Origin of the sequence: Virgibacillus siamensis (genome assembly GCF_900162695.1) — a bacterium.
In the GTDB taxonomy this organism is placed as follows: Bacteria; Bacillota; Bacilli; order Bacillales; family Amphibacillaceae; genus Lentibacillus; species Lentibacillus siamensis_A.
On the sequence record NZ_FUIH01000007.1, the window covers coordinates 2292046 to 2317556 of the forward strand.

A 25511-nucleotide genomic window follows, 5' to 3' on the forward strand; every position below is an offset into this window, starting at 1 on the left:
AAGTTAATTGGTCTCTTGTCCGGAATGATCCTGCTTTTTGTAATTACGGGTAACATAGACCCCGCAGCAAAACCAAAGCGTGATAAAAGAAGCATAGACTGCGTCGTGAAAAGACAGTGGGATTATCCCGCTTGAATTAAGAACCGTCCGCATGCTTGCAAAAATGATTACACCGCCTACTAGAACACCAAGGATGTAAGATGGTAGAACCTTAACCACCCATGCCGCGATCGGCGCAGCCAGCATACCTCCAATTGCCAGCGAGGCGGCCCATTCCCAATTAACATCATTAAGACCTAATCCAACAACGAAGCCAAGCGTAACGGAGAGAGCAACTGCAAATTCACTCGCATCTACTGAACCGATAACTTTTTTCGGTTTCATCCGAGTACGGCTAATCAGTACCGGTGTATTTACCGGTCCCCATCCCCCGCCGCCAATTGCATCCAGAAAACCCGCACTTAAAGCCAGCGGATATAAAAATGATTTTTTAAGCGGTTTTTCCTTCCTGCCCCGCCTTCCTTGTCCAATTCGAAGACTTTTCTTGCCAAAAACGTAAATGACAAGGATATAAAATCCGACCAGCAGTAAAGCCCCTGCAATATAAGGTTTAATAATTTCACCAGGCAGGTAACTCAGTAAACAGGCACCAACAAACGCGCCTATACAGCCCGGTGCAATCAACCTTTTAAATAAAGGTTTATCTATATTTCCAAATTTCAAATGGGATACACCGGAAACAGCAGTCGTTGCGAGTTCAGCCATATGAATCGATACTGAAGCTGCGGCTGGTGCAAGACCCATTGAAAGTAAAACCGATGTTGCAGATAAACCTGCAGACATTCCAAGTGAACCATCAAGAAGTTGAGTGAAGAAGCCTATTAAAATAAACACAATCAACTTTTGCATATTTTCACTCCTAAATAATTTATTTAAAAGTCAATTCAATGGAATTTTGTTGGCAGATTAGAAGTGTAAAAGATTTTAAATGATCGGGGCTTTTAAACGTTTCTCATAAAAGCCAAAGACACTTTCAACGAATCCTTCAGCAATCAGCATCCAAGAATTAACTTTAATGTATATATACCACCGATTATTTATTTTAAAACTTATAATATTCAAAATATTATGTTTAATATTCTTATCGCAGGGTACATAACTAATAGAATTAGACGCTGAACTGCAACATACTGGCGTCTAATCAAAGAATTGGAAAGGAGGAAAAAACAGTATTGGAACTACCAGCAAGGAGGTGAATAAAAATGGGTGAAAGAGCTGCATCCGGGGACGGGCGAAGAACAGTAGCGACATCAGCGGTAGGTGCAGAGGCACAACAGGGTAATGGTCCTGCTTCAGCTAGTTCCAGTAGCTCGGCTGCCAGTCCGCACATAAACAAAACGAGTACTTCTTCGGCAGTAGCAGGCATCAATAGTGCATCAGCTTCCTGTAATGTTGCCGCAGTTGCAGTTGGCCCTCAAGGTGCTGGGGCGGCAAGCGAGGTAGGTGTTGCTTCCATTGGACCATATGGTGCTGCAGCCAGCAGTAATGCGGCCAATTCAAGCAGTGTCGCTGTAGACAGGCATAAAATAACCCCTTCTGCGGGGATGGATCAAACTCAAACTACGCAAAATAAAGCGTAAAAAATTTTAAAATAATTATTCAGAAAATTATTAATATTAAGTTTAATATATTTAATATGTGGTACAACATAATTAACCACATAAAAAGGAGGAATAGTATGGCAAATACAAAAGCTGCTAAAGGGAATACCAAAGCAACTAAACCTAAGGCAAACAAAAGCACAACGAAGAATACAACAGATAACTTGTTTAAAAAACTGGAAAAAGTCGAAACAAATCTTTCTGAGGAGATTGATGATCTGTCAGAACAGGTTGATCAAGTAAAAAATCATTTTGCTGATCAGTTCAAACAGGCGCTTGGCAACATGTCGGAAAAAATAGATGATCTGAAAAGCAACCTGACAAAACGGATAGATGATACCTCCGTTCAGGATAATCTGGCAGATCAGATTGATTCGTTATTAAATGAACTGGAAGACCAGTTGGACGACTTCAAAGATGGCATCTCCGACAAGCTTGATGATCTAAAAAATCGCTTTTGATTAACTTTGAACTGCCCTCTATCTTCTGACTTGATAGAGGGCAGTTTTTTATCAACTTAATTGAGGAGGTTTCATAATGGCAATTGTATGGACATTAATTATCGGGGGATTAATTGGGTGGATATCCTCCCTCATTATTGGAATTGATATTCCAGGAGGGATCATCGGCAATATTATTGTTGGGTTTATCGGGGCATGGCTCGGTGTATTATTACTTGGAGAATGGGGACCCCTATTCAAAGGCGTGTACATTCTCCCCACCCTGATAGGATCCCTGATACTAGTGAGCGTAGTAAGCTATATAGGAGTAATCAGAAACAACTATCATTAGCTGCATTCAACAAAATGAGGCATGATCCGGGTGGTGTCTGTCACCAGGTGAATTAGGTATGAAGAAGGCACTTATACTTCTTGCAGTAACGCTGCCGCAGCAGGAAATATGGCATAGGTGAGACCCCGCAGCGCTTATACGCTGCGGGGTCTCCAGCCACCCGCGGTTAAGAATACACTGTTGTACGTATACTCGAAAATGAAAGCAAATATTGTCCAACCGTGTTTTGTATTATTTGGACAAAACTTTGTTTACTTTGTCAATTGCCCAATCAAGTTCGTCTTTACTGATGACGAGCGGCGGTGCAAAACGGATTGTGTTTTCATGTGTTTCTTTGCACAGTACACCTTCTGCCTTCAATGCTTCACAATATTCACGGACCGGATGATTGAATTCAACCCCGATGAACAACCCTCGGACACGGATTTCCTTTAATTCCGGATTGTCAATCTTACGTAATGCCTTCTCGAAGTAAGCTCCCATTTCCAGTGACCGTTCAACTAATTTTTCATCTTCAATCACATCAAGTGCAGCCATCGATACAGCACATGCCAATGGATTCCCGCCAAAAGTTGAACCATGTGAACCTGGCGTGAAGACGTCCATAATATTTTTGTTGGCAGCAATCGCGGATACCGGCATTACACCACCACCGAGTGCTTTCCCCATCACAAAAATATCCGGTACAACACCTTCCCATTCGCACGCGAACATTTTTCCTGTACGTGCAAAACCAGTTTGCACCTCATCCGCAATAAACAATACATTGTTTTCATCACAAATCTTGCGAATCGCTTTCAAATAACCTTCCGGCGGGATCACAATTCCTGCTTCCCCCTGGATTGGTTCCACGATAATAGCAGCAGTATTAGGTGTAATTGATTCGCGGATTGCATCTGCATCGCCATATTCCACTTTATTAATGTTTGGTACAAATGGACCGTAATCCTTCGTCGCACCGGGATCATTGGAAAGTGAAATAGCATTTAATGTCCGGCCGTGAAAGTTCCCTTTGGCGGCAATGATTTCCGCTTTGTTATCTTCCACACCTTTTACTTCATATGCCCAGCGGCGTGCTGCTTTAATAGCCGTTTCAACAGCTTCCACACCAGTATTCATCGGCAATACTTTATCTTTACCGGTCAAATCCGCAACACGCTTGGTCCATGGCCCCAGCAGTTCATTGTGAAATGCACGTGATGTCAATGTTACTTTACTAGCTTGATCTTTCAGTGCAGCAATGATTTTCGGATGACGGTGACCTTGATTTACAGCCGAATACGCACTCAGCATATCCATATACTTATTGCCTTCCGGGTCCTTCACCCATACACCTTCAGCCTCTGCCACAACAACAGGCAGCGGATGATAGTTATGTGCACCATAATGTTCTGTTTGCTCAATAATCTCATTGGATGAAACCATTTAAATTCCTCCTTTAATCCGGATGGAGCGGAATGTTATTGCAATCCGCTCCACTTCTGAAATTAATACATTTCCGATACTGTTTTTGCCATCATGTGAAGGGCAAGATAATCCGGTCCCCCAGCTTTGGAATCAGTACCGGACATTTTAAATCCGCCGAATGGCTGATACCCGACAATCGCACCTGTACAGTTACGGTTGAAATAAAGGTTGCCGACATCAAATTCCATTGTCGCTTTGTTCAAGTGTTCACGATTCCGCGAAATAACAGCACCTGTTAAGCCATACTCCGAATTATTGGCCATTTCAAGCGCCTCATCGAAGTCGTTTGCTTTAGCAAATGCTACTACAGGTCCAAATATTTCTTCCTGCATAATGCGGGCACTGATGTCCACATCAGCAAAGACAGTCGGCTGAATAAAGTAGCCTTTAGAGTAGTCGCCTTCTCCGCCTGCAACAAGTTTTCCTTCGTTCTTGCCAATTTCAATATAATCCATAATTTTATCATAAGCGCCTTGGTCAATAACAGGGCCCATATACGTATCGTGTGTTTTTGTTTCGCCAACAGTCAATTCATTCGTGCGCTTCACCACTTTTTCCAGCACTTCATCATAAATATCTTTGTGCACAACCGCACGGGATCCCGCTGAACATTTTTGTCCGGAAAATCCGAATGCGGAAGTGACAATAGCTTCCACTGCAACATCAATATCTGCTTCACTGTCAACAACTACGGTATCTTTACCGCCCATTTCCACGATAACGCGTTTCAGATGATTTTGTTCTTCCTGGACTGCAGCCGCACGTCCATACAAGCGCGTACCTACATCACGAGATCCAGTAAACGTGATTAGAGACGTTTTCGGATGATCAACAAGATAATCTCCGACTTCTGCACCGCTGCCGGGAAGGAAATTAATAACACCATCCGGCATACCTGCCTCTACCAGCACATCGACAAATTCAGCTGCAATAACCGGTGTCGCACTCGCAGGCTTCAAAATTGTCGTATTACCAGTTACAAGTGGTGCAACGGTGGTACCAACCATGATTGCAAAGGCAAAATTCCATGGTGGAATCGTTACTGCAACTCCCGTTGGAATATACATATAACGGTTATACTCACCAGGTCTGCTGTTGATTTTCTTCCCCTGATCCAATTCAATCATTTGACGTGCATAATATTCCATGAAATCAATACCTTCAGCGATATCCGCGTCCGCTTCTTTCCATGGCTTACCACCTTCTTTAATAAGCAGTGCCGTAAATTCCGCTTTTCTGCGGCGGACAATAGCAGCTGCACGGATGAGAATATTAGCACGGTCCACAGCTTTTGTGAACTTCCACGTTTGAAACGCTTTTTCTGCAGCCTGAACAGCTTTTTCAGCTTCTTCCTGACCTGCTTTTGCTACGGTTCCAATAATTTCTTCTTTATTCCCGGGGTTTATGGATGTAATTTTTTTATCGGTTGATACATCTTCGCCACCGATTAAAAGATCATAATGCTTGCCAAGTGTCCCCTGTACTTTTTTCATTGCAGCATTAAGCTTTTGACGGTTTTCGTCTACTGTAAAATCTGTGAATGGTTCGTGTTTATATGGTGTTAACATGTAAGCCCTCCCAAAATAATTAATCCGTACTTATGACTCTTCAAGCAATTTTCGTGCCAACTATAAAATGCCAGCAGTAGCAGCATTCCTTGTGAGCATATGCAAAATTACTTTGCATATATTTGCTGGTTCTATGCAAAATTATTTTGCATAAATGGTGACCTTCTTTTAAAATAAATTTATAGGAGGATACAATTTTATGAACAAACATGATGTGCAGTCCCTGGTTCATATGAACGATTTATATCAACAACTATTGGACGAGGTAAATGTCGGTATCCATGCTATTAATGAACAGGGGAATTCAATTATTTACAATAAAAAAATGATGGAAATCGAATCGATGGAAAGTGCCGATGTTCTTGGCAAAAATGTGCTGGATGTATTTTCTTTTCACGAAAATCAGCACAGTACGCTTGTCCATGCCTTGAAAACAGGAAAAGTCACCAAAGATGTCAGACAGACGTACTTCAACAATAAGGGCGAGGAAATTACCACAGTAAATAATACATTTCCGATCATAAGGAATGGAAAAATTACCGAGGCAGTTGAAATCGCCAAAGATGTGACCCAGCTCGAGAATGTTATCAAGGAAAATGTACTGCGTAAGAAAAACAGTAACTATACATTTGACCAAATTATCGGAAATAGTGAAGCATTTACTTCAGTCATTGAGGAGGCGAAATTGGGAACAAGAACTACTTCATCTGTATTGATTGTCGGTGAGACCGGGACCGGTAAGGAACTGTTTGCTCAGAGCATCCATAATGGCAGTAACCGGTCGGATGCACCATTCGTCGCCCAAAACTGTGCAGCCATTCCGGAAAGTCTAATGGAAAGTCTATTGTTCGGCACGCAAAAAGGTGCATTCACGGATGCCGTCAATTCACCCGGCCTTTTCGAACAGGCAGATGGCGGCACATTGCTTCTTGACGAAATTAACTCGCTTGATATGGCGCTGCAGGCAAAACTGCTGCGTGTCATCCAGGAAAAAACAATCCGGCGAATCGGCGGGACAAAAGATAAAAAAATTGATGTCCGCATTATCGCAACCGTAAACGAAGACCCGGCTGAAATTTTGGCGAACAATCAAATACGAAAAGATCTATTTTACCGTCTAAGTGTGATTACATTGCACATTCCGCCATTACGGGAACGAAAGCAAGACATTATGCCCTTGGTTCAGGAATTTATAAAAAAGTATAATGCCCTATTCCATATGCATGTACAGGAAATCAGCAGCAAAGCCATTTCACTTCTTTACCAGCATGACTGGCCAGGCAATGTGCGGGAACTGGAACATACGATCGAAGGAGCTATGAACCTGATTATTGATGAGTCTGAAATCCAGCCGCATCATCTGCCCATCCGCTTCCGGAAAAGGTATCAGCGTAACAATAAGGAACACGAAAGCAATAGGACTGCTCCAGTGAATCATTCAGCAAACTTGCATGATAAACTAAATGATGTCGAAAAGGCGTATGTCAAACAAGTGCTCACTGAAAATAATCACAATATCACACAAACTGCAAAAAAACTTGGCATCAGCAGACAGAGCCTGCAATACAGAATGAAAAAGTATACGCTTTAAATACCGCTATGGGCAGGCATTGCTGCATATTAATCCACATTTTCAAGCCTGCCCTCAAGCATTTGCATACGATTATTGAACAATGTCGGATATGACAGAAAACCGAGCATGATACTCGAGATAACTGCTGTAGTCAAAAGAAGAAATAAAATCAGCAATTGAAATAACACTGCCTGAACCGGATCAGCACCTGCAATAATTTGCCCGCTCATCATACCCGGAAGCTGTACAAGACCCATCGTTTTCTGTTTTTCGATTGTTGGAATGGTGCTTGCCCTGATTGAAGTCATCAGCTGCCTATGTACCGCCTGTTTTGGTGTACCGCCAAGTGACAGAATCAATTCAACTTCTTCTGTACGTGATCCCAATTCAGACGTGAACCGGTTCAGAAAGAGAATTCCAAGCACCATCGCGTTGCCGATAACCATTCCGCTAATTGGGATTATGTACTGTGCAGTCGGTGGTGTAATGTTCAAAAGAAGTAAAATTGCCTGCGTTAATATTTCAATAAAAACAAACGTGACCACTAATTTCCAGGTGATTCCAGTAATGGATGCACCTTTTTTTCGGGCATTCTCCGTAGCCGCCACAATCATAAGCACAATCATTAATACGATGTAAATCATATTTTCCGAATCAAATACAAATTGCAACAGGTATCCAACGACAAGTAATTGGATAATGGATCGTACTGTCGCAATAATGGTATCCTTCTCCAAGCCCAGATTTAAAGTTTTGGAAAGGATAAGCGGAATAATAACAAAAACCAGCGTAATGGCCAATGTAAGAAAACTCATTCCACTTCCCCCTTTACAAAATGCCTTACCCGGTCATTCTTCGGATTTTTCAGGAAGTCGCTTTTTCCTGATTCAATCAATTCCCCGCCCATCATCACCCACGTATACAGACCAACATCCAAGGCCTGTTCCAGGTTATGTGTGATCCAAACAATGGTTGTCCCGTATTCCGAATTGATTCGTTTAATAAGCTGTTCGATATCCTGCTGAGAAACATTATCCAGTGAAGAAGTAATTTCATCAAGCAGCAGTATATCCGGACGATTCACTAGCGTACGGGCAATTGACAGCTTTTGACGCTGTCCCCCGGACAAGTCCTTATTGTTCCGATTCAGGAATGTTTTTTCCAGTCCAACTAACTGCAATAATGATTCCGCCTTATCATCAGGCAATGTTTTTCCCTGCAGTTTGAGTGGAAGTTCGAGATTATCCCTGACACTACCGGGAATCATCGTCGCATCCTGCAAAGCAATCCCGACATTCCGCCGCAATTCCACCGGATCATAGCTGTTAATATGCTTTTCATGTATGTAAATATCTCCTGCATTCGGTGATTTCAGTCCATTACACAACCGGAACACTGTTGTTTTTCCAGCGCCCGAAGGACCAACAACAGTCGTTATAGCACCTTTTAAAAAGGAACCGGTAAGATTATGAAGAATTTGTGTACCATTTAATGCATAACTGACTTCCTTGAATTCAATTGCCTTGTCTTCCTGAGCGTTCATATAACTCCACCCCGTTTTCTACCCTGATTGAACGTGCTGTATAGCTGACATACCTTATTATACCATTCACATATTATAGAATCCTTAATCAAGGTTACGTTCCCTTGGTGAACACGGATATGCTTAATTTTCTGTCATTTATGCTCGAATTGGTCCCCTTTCTTGATAAATTATCATTAAATTCAGCTCCGAAAACCTGGATAACTGCAAGAATTAGAGTTGTTAAAGGTAATTCGTCATAGTCTATTTGCCATTTGTTCATAATCTGCAAGTCTTATAGAATCAAAGGTAACTTAAGAAAAGGAGGTCTAAAGTATCTTTCGTTTCAGCACTTCATCCGAGAGTGATTCATACAGCAATGGAATCAATTTAAAGGAGATGGATTACATGCGGAAAATGTCGTTAAGCCTTGTCGTATTAGTAGCTCTATCGGTCCTTCTGCTGCCGATGCAAACTTTCGCCTTTACAACGTCAAATGCGAAAGAACCGGCACTGAATCCGAACCGCATTCTGAATGTAGCACACCGCGGAGCATCCGGACATGCACCGGAACATACAATGGCATCCTATGAACTCGGCGAAAAAATGCATGGCGATTATATTGAAGTAGATTTGCAAATGACGAAAGACGGCGTCCTGATTGCAATGCACGATGAAAAAGTAGACCGGACAACTAATGGAACAGGCTACGTAAAAGATAAGACACTTGCGGAAATCAAACAACTTGATGCAGGATCCTGGTTCAACGAAAAATATCCGGATAAAGCAAACCCGGCATACGAAGGATTAGAAGTCCCGACATTGGAAGAAATCATTCAGAAATTCGGTCGTGGAGAACGGTATTATATTGAAACTAAATCACCGGATGTTTACCCGGGAATGGAAAAAGAGTTACTTAAAATTTTAGATAAGTATAAATTGATTGGACCAAACGCACCATCGAGCAAAGTTCTTATCCAATCGTTCAGTGAGGAAAGTCTATCAATTGTTCACGCGATGAATCCTGATATTCCGCTTATCCAATTAATCTCGTATTCCGAGCCTGCAGCCATAACCAATGCAGAACTGGATGAAATCGCATCATATGCGGTTGGAATAGGTGCCAGTCACACTAAAATTGATAAAGATTATGTTCAGAAAGTCCGCGAGCATGACCTGCTTATGCACCCGTATACCGTAAACACGAAAGAAGACATGAATAAGGTGCTGGATTGGGGCGCAACCGGAATGTTCACTAACTATCCCGATCGGTTGAATGAAGTAATGCGAAGTAGGTGATGAATGAAAAGACCTGGGCTGCGTTAAAGCAGCTTAGGCCTTTGATTTTTCAATATTATAAGTCATTTAATCTCCCAATCTACTTCATTTTGCCAATATCTCCCCCTTAAAACTCCGTCCTTCCACTGTCTCAGGCAATCCGAAAAAATCGCAAAAAGTTGCCCCTACATCAGCCATCGTGTCCCTCAATCCAATATTCGTTTGTTGCACACTTTGCCCCAAAATCATCAGCGGGACGTATTCCCTTGTATGATTGGAATGTCCGATTGTAGGATCATTGCCATGGTCAGCCATCACAATCAGAATATCTTCACGTTCCATTTGCGGTACAAATTTACAAAGCCAATCATCAGTTTCATTTAATAATTCGCAATACCAGTCAGCATCTTCCGCATGACCCGCAAGATCAGTCTCCTGAATATTAATTAAGAAAGCCGCGTCATCCTGTTCTGCGTGATACGCCTTGCTTACTTGTTTCAACAAATCTGTCGTATTCACGATAGGATTGGAAGGTCCTTTTCCATGCAAAACGTCCGCTGTTTTTCCCAGACGGTATACCTTCAATCCGTTTTCTGCCGCAATCATTGGAAACTGCTTGTTGATATTTACGCCATATCCCATATGATAGACATCATATCCTTCGCCGTACACACCTGCTTTCGGCGAATCAACCCCCCATTGTTCACCCTTCTGCTGGACACAGGATAAAATTTGATCAATCGAAGTATGTGGTCCGCCAAATGCGATAACCCTGGTGGTATCCACATTTTGCCGTACTACCATACCAAGTTCTTTGACCGCTTCAAATGGCATTTTCTTAAAATCAGCCGTTACATTTACGATGTTCCCCACCGTTGATTCCAAATTATCTGCTACAACCGCAGCATCGTTTACCAATAGAACAGGACAATCTTCGTATGGATACGTAACGTGATAACCTGTCTTTTCCAATTTTTCCTTCATACCATTATGAATGTCCTTCATCAGTCTTTTAGTAGACTTGTTCGGACAGCTTCCAGTGATTTCCTGGTGCCCCAGATAGGTGTCAGCACCATGATGTGCAAGCTTTGCATAACCATATGCATTTGCAGGTGCTGGCACGCCATCAACGAGTGCTCCAAGCCCGGATTTGTACATAAACGGAATCTTTAGTGCATCCCCTTTTTTATTCCGTATATGCTTATAGGTGTTTGCTGCACAATCTGAAGGAACATAATCTTCACAATCATCCATTGCACCAATACCAAAACTGTCAATAACAAGCAGCATCATTTTAGCCATCCGTCACCACTTCCTTTCAAGGTGGATCAGTCTTGGTTTTCCTGTTTGGATCCCTTCCACAAGTGCAACATGCGAACGTGTGACGAATATTTGCGTTCGGAATGCGAAAATAGCAGTATCCCCTATCAGAATTTCAAAATCTTCCGGGTACCCTATAGCACCATAGTAATCAATCATTTCCGGACTGTTTTGTTCAGCAGCAACGTATTGATGGATAATTTCCTTATTATGTCCCACCAGGCATCCTTTCATATTGGAACGACTGTAATAACCACCCGCAATAACATGATAATTGGATTCCGTCCGATGCGAGACCTCTGTTGCATAAACAATTGCCGGCGTTTCACATAAATCCCGACAAGCATGCATTGGAGTCGTTCCGGTTAATCCATGACCCGGTTCCCCATGGGTTACACCGTATTTAGCCAATAAGGGAATTGTTTCAGAGCTCGTACTGCTTGGAGCGTTTACCTGTTTTACATCAATTCCTTTTTCCATAAGGATTCGCTTCGCTTCCAGCAACGTATATAAATTATTGGTAGGGGTCATTTCTTCACGTTCTATATCCAGCTGCAAATTAGGAAAAGATGTAATGCCGACGATTGTTACACCTTCCAGCTTCGCAATCCTGTCAACCATCTGTGACAGATTCCCGATCAAAATTCCGCCTTCCTGTCCTTCATACGCATTATCTCCTGTATTGAAAACCTTTAGCAGTATGTCCTGGTTCACCCCTGAAGAAACAGCAGCCTCAGAAAGTTGTTTCGCCCGCTCATATGAAAAAACGGTGACAACTTCGGGCTCCCAGCTTAAAACTTCTTTCCACTGATTTTTGCCGGGTTGGACAAGATGCCCCACATTACCAATCGGGATACCGTGATCAGCCAGTAATTTTCCCTCATCAAAGTCCACAGCTACCGCTTTCCCGATACCACTATCCGCCATTATTTTCGCTATTTTCGGCAAGCGACCAAGTTGTTTGCTCATGAAATAAAGTTCGAGATCATATTTATTAGCCGCATCGGAAATTTTTTTCGTATTTTCCCGTAAGCTGTCCACATCAATAACATACGTATTCGGAGGAATATCCCCCTGCTGATGCAGTGCAGCACCGGTAAATATTAAGGCTGGATTTCTCCGTTTCGTAACATCCAAAAACATGGAAGCATCCTCCTATTTCACAGTTCATTAGCGTGCCATTCCCGCTTCATGGATGGCTTGTTTTAAGATGTGCAATACCGTTGATGCTCCAGACTTCATCGGGTTAATTCGCAATCCATATTCTTTCAAATCGGGCTGTGCCTCGATAAAACTGCCCGAGACACGATAGATCATTGGAATAATTTCGTATTTCGATTCAGCACCCACCGGATGGGTTGCCGCACCCAAACGATTGCTGATTTTTATAACGGATTGAGCAATCGGTTCCCGTAATTCGACGATAACGTTCTTAGATTGTGCATTCGTCATATAAGCCGCGTCTACCCCTTCAACTGCTCCCACATTTAGTGCCCTGCATACTTCCTCCACCTGTTCGTTTTGAATAGCCAATGAAACAGGTGCAAAGGTAAGCATGCGTAATAATTCCATCGCCTCATAGCCTTGCACCTGCCCGCCGCCTGAATAGTTCCTGCTTTGCAAGAATGATATTTCATTTTCGTTTCCCACAACGATTCCGATACCTTCCGGACCAAGCAGTTTAAATCCGGAAAACGTTGAATAATCCGCGCCATATTCCACTCCTATGCCTGGAGTTTTCAAAGCACAATAGTTATCATCCACTACTACGGGCAGATCTGGTCTGACATGCTTAACTGTTTCAATCAATGCTTCAAGGTCGTACGTATCAGTTGGCTGCTGTCTGGCATGCTGAATGTAGAACACGTTGCACGATTTGTCCGCAGTTACCACATCCTCAACTTCTGATAAATCATTGTAATCAATCGGCTTCGTTTGAATGCCCAGCATACGTATTGTTTCCTTTGTCGTTGTATAAACTGGTGCCGTATGAATAAACATTGCATCCCCAGCCATCAGCAATGTGCTTAAAATGGATCGGATTGCAGCAGTTCCTGCACCACGGACCAAAGCAGCTTGATCAGCTCCAAAACAATCCGCAATGGTACGTTCCACCAATTCTGTCTGTTTGGGCTTTTTAAAGGCCGGGGCAATTCCAAGGTCCCCCATGGATAAAAATTGATCTCCGGTAAAATGCTTGCTCATGCTTGCTGTCAACCTGAACTGCAATTCCTGAGCCTCACTTAACGTAAGGCTTGGAAGAACAGACCCCGCATATTTTAAGTTCGATGGATCATATGTCAAGATTTATCGCCCCTTTATGGAAAATGCATTTGCAGGATTGTGAACCAGCAAATCCGTAATAACACCTTCCGTGATGCCGCTTTCTCTTAAGGCAGGGATAAATTGGCTCAGCACAAGATCATATCCCGGACCACCATATTTTTTCCAATGTGATTTCCGTGTCAGATCTGCCGACAGCAGAATCTGTTTCTGGTAGCCTCTTTCAATAAAATCAATGAGAAAATCCAGCCGCTCTTTATCCGGCCTGTAATTGTTCTTTCCAATCGTATCAAAGCTTATAAAGACGCCTGATTTCAAAACATCCAGCACCTCGCCTTTATCCGGATTCAGATCCTGGTGCCCGATAATGATTTGATCCTTTGACAATCCAAGCTGCAATAACATATCAGCCTGGCTGCTTCCGAGTGTTCCCAATGTTGTATGTGTGGATACCGGCAGCCCCGTTTCCAGCGCTGCCATTCCCGCCCCATATATCAGTTGTTCCTCAACAGGTTTGATTTCATTTAAACTGGTACCTACTTCCCCGATAACTCCCGGAAATATCCCCGTTCCATCAATTCCTTCCCGGGATTCTTTTATAAAATGCGCTGCAAATTGGTCCTGATCCCACTTGCTTGCAAATTCCGGGATGAATGGATCCTTATAAAATCCGGTACACGTAATAATATGAATACCTGTTGCCTCACTTAACCGCCGCAATCGCCTGACATCCCGTCCCATTCCATCGTTCGTCAGTTCAACCATAGAGTGGCCATTCGCCCGCTGAAAATGATGGAGTTCATCAAGCATTCCCGGTTCATCATCCAAAATCGTATCCGAATCGTTTTTTACTCGTGATAAATCAATGGATAAATGTTCGTGGGCAGCACAGACACCCAAGCTTTCCTTATCTATTTCACCCAAAACCGTTCGTATCAAGATCCTTCACCTCTAAATTATTGTGATATGGTCATAATTCCCATTGCCACCAGAATGTTTGCAATAATCCCTACCGCAATCGCGCCAACCGGTCCAACCGCCATGCGAACAATCGGTCTGCCGGCAACCTCATTCAATAAATAGAACCCTGCAATGAAAAAGAAGCCAAATCCGGGAGCAATTGCGTTTGATGCGTTCGCCCCGCCGATTAAAAGCGCAACCTCAATTAATCGGGTCATCGCGTTTCGGATATTTTCACCGGAATTCCGTACACCCGGATATTTATCTAGAAATTTAGCAATGGATCCCAACAGCATTACTTCCAGGAAAATCACAACGGCGCCAACTATTACTGCAATCCAAACATTCGGTGAAAACAATCCAACAACGAAAATCAGCGTGAACCCTACCGGACTGTAAACACCCGTTGCAATGGCAGTACTTGCAACCAATGGAATAAACCCGATAGCACGGGCAGCTGCTGCAATTCCGGCATCAGCTTGCTTCCCTTCCGCCAATAAGCTGAGTGAAATCGGATCCCCTGCCATGATTAATAGATTCGTAGCCCCGGCAATCAAAGCACCAATAAGCATAAAAAACGGTACATTTTTCCTGATAGCTTTTACTTTCTCACTAAAAATGGAAGCCAAATCAACAGATGCATTTTCCTCATCGGATTTTTCATTCATGGCATACGCGAAAAGAAAAATCATTCCAGCGATTAAAGCCATCCCTTCCTGGTTCAAGTTGACGACATTACCACCTATACTGATAAATTCGTTTTCATTTACGAAAACCGCCAACTGCCTGACAATCGCAGCGACAATAAACGTGATAACCCCTTTTTTAATACTGAATTGCATGGCAACTGCCAGCGCTGGAAACGCCATAAACATAACTACAACCGGTGTTCCTACCTGCCCCATCGGCTCGAGGAAATTTACCGGTAAATACTCAAATAACGTGACGAAACCTTCCAAGCCGGCTAATAAACCCCATCCATACAGACCGCCGACAACTGCTGCCGCTGGTGTCCCCCATTTGTTTTTGGGCACAATTAAACCGATAATATCTGTCCCCAGTAAAATACTGTGAATCAGTATAATACTGGCTGTAATCGTAAATGGGATTCCAAATCCGATCACAAGTCCAAAACTCATTGCAAATGCCATTAAACCCAATTCACGTCGCTTTAGTCTTCCCTCAATATGCTCACCGACAATGGGGCGTAACCCGTCATTAAAGACAGCAATGTTATGGTTCGCCAACACTGCTGCTACTGCCCCGATCAAGACAACAAATACCGCCTCCATCATGTGTCCCCCTTAAAATTAATGCTGATGATGCTTAATAGCATGAAGTATCATCGGCACTGCTTTTTCCATGTGATCACCGGTAAACCCGAACGCCTTCTTCCCGTCCTTCACTGCCTGAACAATCTTCTCCTCAACCGGTTTCCTACCCGGCATTGACACTGTTTCACACTGGTCTTTTCCAATAAGTGCAATTGCCATCGCAAGTGCACCACCGCCACCGGTATGACAAGCGCCGAAATAATAATCTGCCTTCCCGGTTTTAATTACCATGGCTGCATCGACATCAGCTTTGATAGCGGTTTCAATAGATGGGTCAAGCCCATTGATCAGCGCCTGCATCTCCTTCTTTTCCACTTGTCCGCCTATTACAATCTTCATGCTCCATTTCCCCCTTGCATTAATTGAATAATGTTTGTATAGTGCATATACAGATAATCTCTTTCTTCCTGTGGCAAGCGTCCACCCCATTCTTTTTCAATGAAATCGACTTCAGCTTTTGCTGCATTAAAATGAGGGGAGCGTTTAATTTCACGCATTATATCATCTGAAGGCGCTCCAACCGTTTCCCCGTTTTCAAGTCTTGATAAAGTCATCGGTAAATGTGTAAACAGCATTTCAGCCTGTTCCACTTTTTTGACATTCTGTGTTTTTGTCAATCTCTTGAAGGCCCGGCTTGTAACAGTTGAGGCGTGCGATGTAATAACCTTTTGCTCCAGTAAAAGGTTCAGTCTTGCATTTAGTTCTGTATGATTCATTGATCATTCCCCCCTGCTAGTAATGTGGCAGCTTATCCATTTTTTGAATACAAACTGTTCCAATTTCCACTCAACATTTCACAGGAATCTTCGACAAAAAAAGTCAATTAAACGCGTTGTGTCAATTTACAAAGTACATTATATTGGATATTAGATGATATTATATTCTTTTAATTTTAATAACCAAATATTTTCTGATTCATATAGAAAGGTGGTGAAAATCAAATATAGAGGCTGTACTGCCGATAAGCGGGCGGACAGGCAATCGCTGCACAAAGCATATGTATTGGAGCTTTCAACTGGGAGAGATAGCCTTCAATCGGGAGAGAATTCCCTCAATTGGGAGAGAGCACTACTCAATCGGGAGAGAATTCCCTCAATTGGGAGAGAGCACAGTGGCAAAAGAAGATCTTATAAACCTTAAAAAGGGAGGAAAAATTTAACGTGCGGAAATTTTTTTTAATGTCGATCATTCTACTTTTTATCATTGGTTCCTTTCCAATGACCATAGTTGCTTCATCCAATAATAAGCAGGCACCCAAATTAAGTTATGGCAGCCCGCAAGCTGTTGGAATGGATCCGGATATGCTGTATGAAATTGATGAAGCGGTTCAGACAGCCATTTCAGACGGAACAACCCCTGGTGCTGTTGTTTTAGTTGCAAAGGATCATAAAATCGTTAAAGAAAGCGCTTATGGTTATGCCTACAAGTACGACATGGGCGAATTATTGGAAAAACCCCGAAAAATGAAGCGAAAAACGATGTTTGATTTAGCTTCCGTTACCAAAGTAATGGGTACCACACAAGGTATTATGAAATTGGTAAGTGAAGGTAAACTATCTGTGCATGATAAGGCTGCCAGGTACATTCCGGATTTTGCGCAAAACGGGAAAGAAAATGTCACCATTGCTGATTTATTGACTCATACCTCAGGGTTAACACCTTGGAAACCGACCTATTTATACGCTGATAACTCTGAAGAAGTATTGGCGTTTATTAACAATCTTCCCCTCGAATATGAAACAGGTACAGACCGCAGATACAGTGACTTCAGTTTTATGACACTCGGCTTTATAATCGAAAAAGTCACCGGCAAACAACTGGATAAGTATCTGGAAACGGAAATATATGAACCACTAAAAATGAGGAGCACCATGTTTACACCACCTGATAGCCTCAATAAAAAAATCGCAGCTACTTCATGGGGGAACCCATACGAATACAAAATGATTGATGATCCTAACTTTGGTTACTACATTGAAGATGATCCCGATCTGTTTAAAGGTTGGAGGGACGATACCGTTATCGGAGAGGTGAGTGATGGCAACAGTTATTATGCCAATGGCGGGGTTGCCGGCCATGCCGGGCTATTTTCCAATGCCCATGATCTTGCCGTCCTTGGTCAAGCCATGTTAAACGGTGGAAGTTACGGAAAAGTAAACTTGTATGATGAAGAGGTCCTTGATACATTTACCCAGCCGCAGCGCTTTGGCCAAGGTTACGGGTGGGAATTGAACAAAAGCTGGTACATGGGCGATCTACACTCAGATGAAACTTTCGGCCACACAGGCTTTACCGGTACACAAGTTGTTTTTGACCCAATAAATAACCTGCAAATAATCGTGCTGACCAACAAGCAAAATAACGGGCAATTAGAAAGCGGATCCTATCCGAGTACCGGTGCACTTGCGGCAACTATCGCGGATATAGTTTATCAATCTATCAACGAATAAACATCAAAGACGCATCCCCGGCTTTTATTCGGAGGCTTCCGGCTTTTGTTCGGCGGCTTCCGGCTTTTGTTCGGCGGCTTCCGGCTTTTGTTCGGCGGCTTCCGGCTTTTGTTCGGCGGCTTCCGGCTTTTGTTCGGCGGCTTCCGGCTTTTGTTCGGCGGCTGCAAAAAGTGGGCTCACGGGTATCCCGTGAGCCCACTTTTTTGGGGGCATTAACTATTAAAATACCACTTCCATAATGAAAATCCGACAATCGATAAACTTAGCCCAAATCCAAAGAGCCATATGAAGAGCATTGTATTCAATCTACCTTCCCCTTTCATAGTTTAGGTACAATTTACTGTGCCTTACCAACGTTAACACTAGTCACATGCTGTGGTCGGAGTACCTTTGCAAGAATAAGCATGGATCCAATGCCGATAAGTGTTGACCACGCACCTGCAGCCATTGTGCTTTCTTCAAAACCTCCAAAATAGATAATGAGATAGGACAATAATCCAATACCCATAGATAATTCGGCTGCATGTGGCGATGCCTTTTTCTTGGCAAATACGGCATACAGTATTGGACCTAATGTCCCCGCGGCGACACCTGAAATGCCAATCCACATAACGTCCGCCATATACTTAGGCGGTTTCAGCACAATCAGAAAGGCAGCAGCCCCAACCAGCAGGACAGACCAACGACTAATCCGTAATGCGATTCGTTCAGCTTTTTCTTTTTCCGTTTTAATAATTCCCCGTTTGACAAGTACTTTCAGAAATATATCGTTGGCAAAAACGGTCGAAATCGAAACGAACAGGCCGTCCGTTGTTGACATTGCCGCAGCCAAAATGACGACACCCATTAAGGCTACAATGAATGCAGGAAATACCCATACGACATATTCAATTAAAGCAAGATCACTCGTTTGAATGGTATTGCCGAGTCCTGCCCTGCTGAAAATCCCCCCAAAAAGTATCAATAAACAGCTGGCAGTTGTGATGACGTACACCAAAATCATTTTCCCTACATCTTTTTCACTCTTTAATCCCAGCACCTTATTAAATAAATGTGGAGCCGATGCAAAAGCCCATTGTATCAGGACTGCCCCGACAATAGCTGTGAACGAATCAAAATAAATGGAATTGTGGTTAAACACACTGACTAAGCTTGAATCCTGTGCGGCCAGATTATTGGTTATGCCGGAAGCTGTTGCTGAAATATCCCCTTTCCAAAAAACAACCAACCCGGAAATAAAAATAAATAATCCGGCACCTGCCATTAATATTGCTTGTACTGCATCTGTGTATATGTCAGCAAACGCACCGCCGGCAAATACATATACAACAACCACAACCGCAATTAATATCAAGCCGCCCGTATAAGGCATCCCAAGCATATATTCAAATATTCTAGCACCTGCCACAAACTGTCCGGCGATATAGAATATGTTGAAAAGCAGGATCAGCCCTGTCCCGACCCGCAATATATCACTGTTGTAAAAATCACCCAGCCAGTCCGGCAATGATAAGGATTTTTGCTTCGTGTTCAGTTTTCTTGCTTTTTTTGCCACCATTAAAACTCCAATAGGCCCGCCGCCAATCATGGCTAAAAACAGCCAAAGATTCGAATATCCCCATTCATATGACCAGCCCGGATAACCTAAAAATGTAGCAGCACTAAGATAAGTTGATGCGAATGAAAGCCCTACAACAAATGGGCCAAGCTTAGCACCTCCAATTGCAAAATCACTCATACTCTTGGTTTTACGCGAGCCAACATAGCCTAATGCCAACATTACAATTAAAAACAATGATAGTCCTATCCACAAATAGATTGTTAATGCGTCCATTTTCTCCTCCTTTTAACGTTAGATTATTTGCTTAGCACACCTGATTTTTTAGCAGGATGGTTATCCGGCAAGTGGGCGTTTCCTTTGCCAAACATATTCTCCCGCAATGTTTTTGCCTCGTATTCTTTTCGATAGATTCCGCGTTTCTGCAACTCAGGTACAACATAATCCACAAATTCCCGGAATGTTCCCGGTGAATAGGTTTGTGCAATATTAAATCCATCCGCATCACCTTGAATTGCCCATTCTTCAATTTTATCCGCAATTTGTTCCGGTGTTCCGATAAATCGGACTGTTCCATTTCCAAGTCCATGATTTTTAACTGCCTCGCGTAAGGTCCATTTCTTATTCGGATCTTTTGCATACATATCGAGATTTCCCTGAACCGCCTCTGTTTCCATATCCTCGATATACTGATCGGGATCATATGTAGAAAAGTCAATCCCGGTATGTCCGGATAACAGGGATAGTGTTCCTTCATAACTAACCTGATTCGTAAGTTCCTCATATTTAGCATATGCCGCTTCCTCTGTCGAACCGATAATCGGCAGAATCATCGGGAAAATAAGTACGTTACCGGGTTCTCTGCCCTGTTCTTCCGTACGGTCCCGTAAATCAGCGGAATATTGCCGCAAAGCATCCAGTGAATGATTTTTAGTAAAGACAGCCTCTGCATGTTTTGCAGCAAAATTTCGTCCCCTTGGCGAAGCCCCTGCCTGGAAAAGAACGGGTGTACGCTGCGGGGATGGTTCCACCAAATGTGGTCCGGGCACATCGAAAAATCTTCCCTGATGATGAATCAAATCTACCTTATCGGGGTCTGCGAAACTGTCCTTTTCTTTATCGTGTATAACTGCATGATCATCCCAGCTGTGTTCCCATAACTTATAAACAACTTCCAAAAATTCATCCGCCCGATCATAGCGCAAATCGTGCTGAAGGCGTCCTGACAGACCAAGGTTAACCGCTTCACTTTCCAAATATGATGTCACAACATTCCATGCAACACGCCCTTCCGTCAGATGATCAAGTGTGGACAGCTGCCGTGCTAAAGCATATGGCTGTGCATATGTTGCTGATATTGTAGGCGCAAAACCTAAGTGTTCTGTAACGGCTGCCATAGCGGAAATCGGAATCAGCGGATCATGAGCAGGTAATTGTACAGCATGCTGTGCAGCCGGTTTATGACTGTTTTTATAAACACTGTAGGTCCCCAATACATCGGCAATAAATAGTGCATCAAACTTTCCACGTTCCAGTATTTTTGCAGTTTCCGTCCAGTAAGATAATTGATTGTGATGGATACCCTGATCTTTTTCGTATTTCCACAATCCTGTTGAATGTGGTGAAGGTGAATTTTGGATAAAACCATTTAAATGGATTTGCTTTTTCATAAAATCACTCCTAAATTGATTTTTAATTAAAGTTATCAAATTGGAAAACTTGGATTTAAGTATGCAAGGCATTACAGATGAGGCTTGTTCTGTTAATACTTTTGATATTTAAACCTTCATTGGAATCCTCTCCCCTTTCTGCTTGAATGCAAAAAACCCTTCTCCAAAAAATAGAGAAGGGTTTACAAAACAACGATACATTTTGTCGACGCCTTCTCATCTCCGGAATGCTATCCATTCCTCTGAATTTGGCACCATGCTTAATAAAAAGCTGGTTGCCGAGAGTTCACAGGGTCAGTCCCTCCCTCTCTCTTGATAAGAAGTACTCAAAATTATTTAATTTTTAATTATGTTATCACAGAATAATGATTTGTCAACATGTTTTGGAAATATTAGGACCTTAAGCTTAATCCCGATTATCCTGTAGAATCCATTTTACATGATCCGCAATTCAAACCAGTCAGTTTTTCATTCGCGGATCCAGTGCATCCCGCAGTCCATCGCCCATTAAATTAAACCCGAGCACTGTCAGCATAATTGCAATCCCCGGAAAAATAACAGTCCATGACGCACCTTGTATATGATTTTTTGCATCTGCCAGCATTCTCCCCCATTCCGGTTCAGGCGGTTGCGCCCCCATTCCCAAAAATCCCAATGCAGCAGCATCCAAAATAGCTGTCGCAACACTTAATGTCCCCTGCACAATAATAGGAGCAAGACTATTCGGTAATACGTGATAAAATAAAATCCGCGCATCCCGCATGCCGATTGAACGGGCAGCTTGGACATATTCTTCTTCCTTTAATGTCATGACTTTTGATCGTACAAGTCGCCCAAATACAGGCACATTAACCAATGCAATCGCTATTAACGCATTTTGCAAAGAAGGTCCAAGCATTGCAACAATGGCGATTGCAAGCAAAATACTTGGAAAAGCCATCATAATATCAAACAACCTTGAAATAATCATATCCCAAAATCGTCCATAGTATCCTGCAATTAGCCCCAAAAAAGAACCGACAACAACTGAACCAATGACGGATGAGAAACCAATCCACAGTGAAATCCCGGCACCATACATCATCCTGCTTAAAATATCGCGTCCAAATGCATCCGTACCAAACCAATGCTCTGCCGAAGGTGCCTGTAATAGCTTATCTGCCTGATCCAATTTTTGCTCATTGATACCCTCAGGTGCGAGCAACCCGGCAAAAATACCTGTTAAAATAAACAGAAAAATGATAGCTGACCCAATCACCGCCAATTTATTTTTACGGAAAGTTCTCCATACGTCATGCAATGGGGAGGAAACCGCTTCTTCCTCAAATTGATCTGCTTGGCTGCCCGTTTCCGGTACACTTTGTCCCATTCTGATTCCCCCTTTTTTTACTTGTACTTAATTCTTGGGTCAAAAGCTGCATACAGCAAATCAACGACCAAATTAATCATAATAAAGATCAGCGCCATCACCAGAATACCTGACTGTACTACCGGATAATCGCGTGCCAGAATTGCATCGTAAACGTATCGTCCAATACCCGGCCAGCCGAATATGGTCTCTGTTAATACTGCCCCTCCCAACAGAAAGCCGCATTCAAAACCAATGACCGTCAAAACCGGAATAAATGCATTTTTTAGTGCATGACGGTATACAATCCAAAACATCTTCTGCCCCTTCGCCCTGGCTGTCCGAATATAATCGGAACGCATCACATCCAACATGCTTGAGCGTGTCATACGGGCAATAATTGCCATTGGAATTGTCCCTAACGTTACAGCTGGTAATAAAAGATGTCGTGCAGCAGTCCATAATTGATTGAAATTACCATGAATTAATGTATCTACCAAGAACAGATGTGTAATCGGATCAATGGGATTACGAATATTTTCCCGGCCTATGGATGGGAGCCACCCCCATTCAACAGCAAATTGCCATTGCAGCATTAGCCCCAGCCAGAATACCGGGATAGAAATACCGATAAGGACCAGCACCATTGATAAATAGTCAAACCATGAATTCTGAAACCAAGCGCTGATAATCCCAGCATTTAATCCAATCACAACAGCAATGATCATTGCAATAACTGTTAATTCCGCAGTCGCTGCAAGGGCTGTCCAAATTTCATCACTAATCGGGCTTCCTGTTCGAATGGATGTACCCAAGTCACCGGTGATGACATCTCCGAGATATTTAACATATTGAACGAAATAAGTTTGATCCAAACCCAAACTGGTCCGCAAATGCTGAATTGCTTCTTCCGTTGCTTTGGTCCCCAAAATTGTACGGGCAGGATCACCTGGAATAAACCGAACAATCGAAAAAACAATTATTGACATTCCAAATAAAACCGGGATTAGCTGTAGAAGTCTCCGGACCGTATATGCCATCATATAACCTGTCCCTCCCTTATTTATAAAAATCAGGAGGGGTATCCCCCTCCTTAAATCCTACTCAAAATAGACATCATACAGCTGATCGGTTCCTGTCGGAGATGGTTTAAATCCTTTTATGTTTGACTTACCTACAATTGGTTCCTTGTTATGAACCAACGGAACATCGGGAGCTTCTTGGTGAATAATTGCCTGTGCCTCTTTATAAAGTTTAATTCGTTTATTCTTATCGGTTACGGATTGTGCTTTAGTTAACAGCTTCGTCAGTTTGTCATTTTTATACCATGTGTAGTTTGGTCCGCTGCCAGTCACAGCGTATTGGTTATACAAGAAGTTATCCGGATCACCATTATCCCCTATCCATCCAAGCAGAAATGCATCCGGTACGCCTTCATGAACCTTATCCAAATATGTTGACCAGTCTGTTGGTCTAATGTCTACATTCACACCGATTTTTTTAAAGTTTGCCTGGATTGCTTGTGCGATCTTTTGTGGTTCAGGCAAATAGGATCGTGGATTATTCATCGTCCATAATTCCATGTCAAACCCTTCTTCATATCCGGCTTCCGCCAGCATCTTCTTTGCTTTCTCAAGATTGAATTCATACGATTCAATACTGTCGTTATATCCCATAATTGTTTTCGGCAAAAAGGTTTTCGCCGGGCTGGCTGCACCGGCATAGAACGCATCAATTAATGCTTGTTTGTTAATGGCGCGACTTAATGCCTGACGAACCTTTTTGTTATCAAATGGTGCCCGTTTCGTGTTGAACTGCATGTACGCAACATTCATCGGCGGCCGGTACCATACATGCAGCCCTTCAGTATTGTTGACACTTTCAAGATCAGTTGGACTTAAACCATCCATCATGTCAACCTCATTGGTTTTTAATGCATTCAATCTTGCTGCATTGTCGGGAATAACACGGAAAATAATTCTGTTTAGCTTGGGATATCCTTCACGCCAGTAGTTTTCATTCGCTTTCAAAACAATTTTATTTTTCGCTTCCCACTTTTTTAAACTAAATGGACCGGTACCAACCGGAGTCTTTCCAAATTGGTCCCCGCCCTTTTTAATTGCTGTAGGGCTTCCAATCCCGAATGGCGGCATGGCAAGATTCTTGAGGAAAGGAGCAAATGTACGATTAAGATTAAATTGTACGGTATACGCATCAATTGCTTTAACGTTTTTGATAACATGATTTTTATCTCCCTTAAATCCTCCAAACATCGTAGCGTAATAGGAAAAAGTTTGATCACTCTTATTGCCTTTCATCCACCGTTCAAAATTAAACACAACCGCCTCAGCATTAAAATCCGTCCCATCGGAAAATTTAACGTCTTTCCGCAGCTTAAAAGTATATGTCTTGCCGCCATTTGAAATTTTCCAATCTGTTGCCAGCATTGGTCTTAACTCCGTTGTGCCTTTTTCAAAATCGATAAGCGTATCGAAAATCTGCTGGGTTACCTTAAAAGATTCCGTATCTGTCACAGTTGCCGGGTCAAGACTAACGGAATCGGCTCCACGCCCATAAATCAACGTGTCCTGTGTGCTGTTGTCTTCACCCTCAGCCCCTTTGGTATCACTGTCATCTGAAGAACATCCGGCAAGCATTAGAAAAACAAGCATTACAAACAAAAACGTCCAAGAAAATAAATGCCGCAAAAAATTCCCCTCCCTATTC

At 42.7% G+C, this 25511-nt stretch carries 24 protein-coding genes and 1 riboswitch; of the genes, 6 read left to right on the plus strand and 18 right to left on the minus strand.

The genetic code is table 11. The features are described from left to right. Positions 1-3 precede the first annotated feature (3 nt). On the minus strand, positions 4-909 hold the full coding sequence (locus B1K71_RS15210) for a sulfite exporter TauE/SafE family protein (protein ID WP_077328522.1): 906 nt from the start codon (positions 907-909) through the stop codon (positions 4-6). A gap of 353 nt (positions 910-1262) precedes the next feature. On the opposite strand from B1K71_RS15210, the gene B1K71_RS15215 reads away from it, so the two are divergent. The 3 genes from B1K71_RS15215 (at position 1263) to B1K71_RS15225 (ending at position 2453) form a co-directional block, all read left to right on the plus strand. Continuing rightward, on the plus strand, positions 1263-1640 hold the full coding sequence (locus B1K71_RS15215; RefSeq protein ID WP_077328524.1) for a hypothetical protein: 378 nt from the start codon (positions 1263-1265) through the stop codon (positions 1638-1640). Between the two features lie 98 nt (positions 1641-1738). After that, a complete protein-coding gene (locus B1K71_RS15220) occupies positions 1739-2122 on the plus strand; it encodes a hypothetical protein (protein WP_077328526.1) in 384 nt (127 codons plus the stop codon). A 76-nt stretch (positions 2123-2198) separates the two neighbouring features. After that, complete coding sequence (locus B1K71_RS15225) at positions 2199-2453, plus strand: GlsB/YeaQ/YmgE family stress response membrane protein (protein WP_077328528.1); 255 nt, start codon at positions 2199-2201, stop codon at positions 2451-2453. Positions 2454-2684: 231 nt separating this feature from the next. Here the strand turns inward: B1K71_RS15225 and B1K71_RS15230 are convergent, their stop codons facing one another. Both B1K71_RS15230 and pruA read right to left on the minus strand, forming a co-directional pair. Beyond that, positions 2685-3878, minus strand: coding sequence for an ornithine--oxo-acid transaminase (locus tag B1K71_RS15230; protein WP_077328530.1), 1194 nt, complete (start codon positions 3876-3878; stop codon positions 2685-2687). A 62-nt stretch (positions 3879-3940) separates the two neighbouring features. After that, a complete protein-coding gene (pruA, locus tag B1K71_RS15235) occupies positions 3941-5488 on the minus strand; it encodes an L-glutamate gamma-semialdehyde dehydrogenase (RefSeq protein ID WP_077328532.1) in 1548 nt (515 codons plus the stop codon). A 199-nt stretch (positions 5489-5687) separates the two neighbouring features. On the opposite strand from pruA, the gene B1K71_RS15240 reads away from it, so the two are divergent. Next, positions 5688-7079 carry a sigma-54 interaction domain-containing protein gene (locus B1K71_RS15240; protein ID WP_077328534.1) on the plus strand — a complete coding sequence of 464 codons (1392 nt, stop codon included), beginning with the start codon at positions 5688-5690 and terminating at the stop codon, positions 7077-7079. Positions 7080-7108: 29 nt separating this feature from the next. On the opposite strand, the gene B1K71_RS15245 is transcribed toward B1K71_RS15240, so the two are convergent. Both B1K71_RS15245 and B1K71_RS15250 read right to left on the minus strand, forming a co-directional pair. Next, entirely contained in the window at positions 7109-7876 is a 768-nt protein-coding gene (locus B1K71_RS15245) for an ABC transporter permease (protein ID WP_077328536.1), read from the minus strand. Beyond that, positions 7873-8604, minus strand: a complete 732-nt coding sequence (locus tag B1K71_RS15250) for an ABC transporter ATP-binding protein (RefSeq protein WP_077328538.1) — start codon at positions 8602-8604, stop codon at positions 7873-7875. The genes B1K71_RS15245 and B1K71_RS15250 overlap by 4 nt, the downstream gene beginning before the upstream one ends. Positions 8605-8991: 387 nt before the next feature. On the opposite strand from B1K71_RS15250, the gene B1K71_RS15255 reads away from it, so the two are divergent. Beyond that, positions 8992-9882, plus strand: coding sequence for a glycerophosphodiester phosphodiesterase (locus B1K71_RS15255; protein WP_077328539.1), 891 nt, complete (start codon positions 8992-8994; stop codon positions 9880-9882). Between the two features lie 84 nt (positions 9883-9966). On the opposite strand, the gene B1K71_RS15260 is transcribed toward B1K71_RS15255, so the two are convergent. Genes B1K71_RS15260 through B1K71_RS15290 form a run of 7 tightly spaced genes read right to left on the minus strand, consistent with a single transcriptional unit; the run spans position 9967 to position 16474 of the window. Further along, on the minus strand, positions 9967-11163 hold the full coding sequence (locus B1K71_RS15260) for a phosphopentomutase (protein ID WP_077328541.1): 1197 nt from the start codon (positions 11161-11163) through the stop codon (positions 9967-9969). 3 nt (positions 11164-11166) lie between these two features. Further along, the gene (locus B1K71_RS15265; protein ID WP_077328543.1) at positions 11167-12324 is read right to left on the minus strand and encodes a YhfX family PLP-dependent enzyme; all 1158 of its coding nucleotides are present in this window, start codon (positions 12322-12324) and stop codon (positions 11167-11169) included. A gap of 27 nt (positions 12325-12351) precedes the next feature. After that, positions 12352-13488, minus strand: coding sequence for an aminotransferase class V-fold PLP-dependent enzyme (locus B1K71_RS15270; RefSeq protein WP_077328545.1), 1137 nt, complete (start codon positions 13486-13488; stop codon positions 12352-12354). Next, positions 13489-14403 (minus strand): phosphotriesterase family protein, encoded by a 915-nt coding sequence (locus B1K71_RS15275; protein ID WP_077328547.1) that lies wholly within the window; start codon positions 14401-14403, stop codon positions 13489-13491. A 17-nt stretch (positions 14404-14420) separates the two neighbouring features. Then, positions 14421-15716 (minus strand): YhfT family protein, encoded by a 1296-nt coding sequence (locus tag B1K71_RS15280; RefSeq protein WP_077328549.1) that lies wholly within the window; start codon positions 15714-15716, stop codon positions 14421-14423. An 18-nt stretch (positions 15717-15734) separates the two neighbouring features. Beyond that, complete coding sequence (locus tag B1K71_RS15285; protein ID WP_077328551.1) at positions 15735-16097, minus strand: DUF2620 domain-containing protein; 363 nt, start codon at positions 16095-16097, stop codon at positions 15735-15737. After that, positions 16094-16474, minus strand: coding sequence for a PRD domain-containing protein (locus B1K71_RS15290; protein ID WP_077328553.1), 381 nt, complete (start codon positions 16472-16474; stop codon positions 16094-16096). The genes B1K71_RS15285 and B1K71_RS15290 overlap by 4 nt, the downstream gene beginning before the upstream one ends. Positions 16475-16918: 444 nt before the next feature. On the opposite strand from B1K71_RS15290, the gene B1K71_RS15295 reads away from it, so the two are divergent. After that, entirely contained in the window at positions 16919-18208 is a 1290-nt protein-coding gene (locus B1K71_RS15295; RefSeq protein WP_245799307.1) for a serine hydrolase, read from the plus strand. Positions 18209-18232: 24 nt separating this feature from the next. On the opposite strand, the gene B1K71_RS19985 is transcribed toward B1K71_RS15295, so the two are convergent. The 6 genes from B1K71_RS19985 to B1K71_RS15320 all read right to left on the minus strand — a co-directional run bounded on the left by B1K71_RS19985 (position 18233) and on the right by B1K71_RS15320 (position 25456). After that, entirely contained in the window at positions 18233-18388 is a 156-nt protein-coding gene (locus tag B1K71_RS19985) for a hypothetical protein (protein ID WP_175631928.1), read from the minus strand. 157 nt (positions 18389-18545) lie between these two features. After that, on the minus strand, positions 18546-20042 hold the full coding sequence (locus tag B1K71_RS15300; protein ID WP_077328555.1) for a sodium:solute symporter family transporter: 1497 nt from the start codon (positions 20040-20042) through the stop codon (positions 18546-18548). Between the two features lie 23 nt (positions 20043-20065). After that, a complete protein-coding gene (locus tag B1K71_RS15305; protein WP_077328557.1) occupies positions 20066-21436 on the minus strand; it encodes an LLM class flavin-dependent oxidoreductase in 1371 nt (456 codons plus the stop codon). 213 nt (positions 21437-21649) lie between these two features. Beyond that, positions 21650-21758, minus strand: a riboswitch (SAM riboswitch). Between the two features lie 138 nt (positions 21759-21896). Beyond that, entirely contained in the window at positions 21897-22805 is a 909-nt protein-coding gene (locus tag B1K71_RS15310) for an ABC transporter permease (RefSeq protein ID WP_077328559.1), read from the minus strand. 17 nt (positions 22806-22822) lie between these two features. Next, on the minus strand, positions 22823-23827 hold the full coding sequence (locus tag B1K71_RS15315; RefSeq protein ID WP_077328561.1) for an ABC transporter permease: 1005 nt from the start codon (positions 23825-23827) through the stop codon (positions 22823-22825). A gap of 57 nt (positions 23828-23884) precedes the next feature. Further along, on the minus strand, positions 23885-25456 hold the full coding sequence (locus tag B1K71_RS15320; RefSeq protein ID WP_077330297.1) for an ABC transporter substrate-binding protein: 1572 nt from the start codon (positions 25454-25456) through the stop codon (positions 23885-23887). Positions 25457-25511 lie beyond the last annotated feature (55 nt).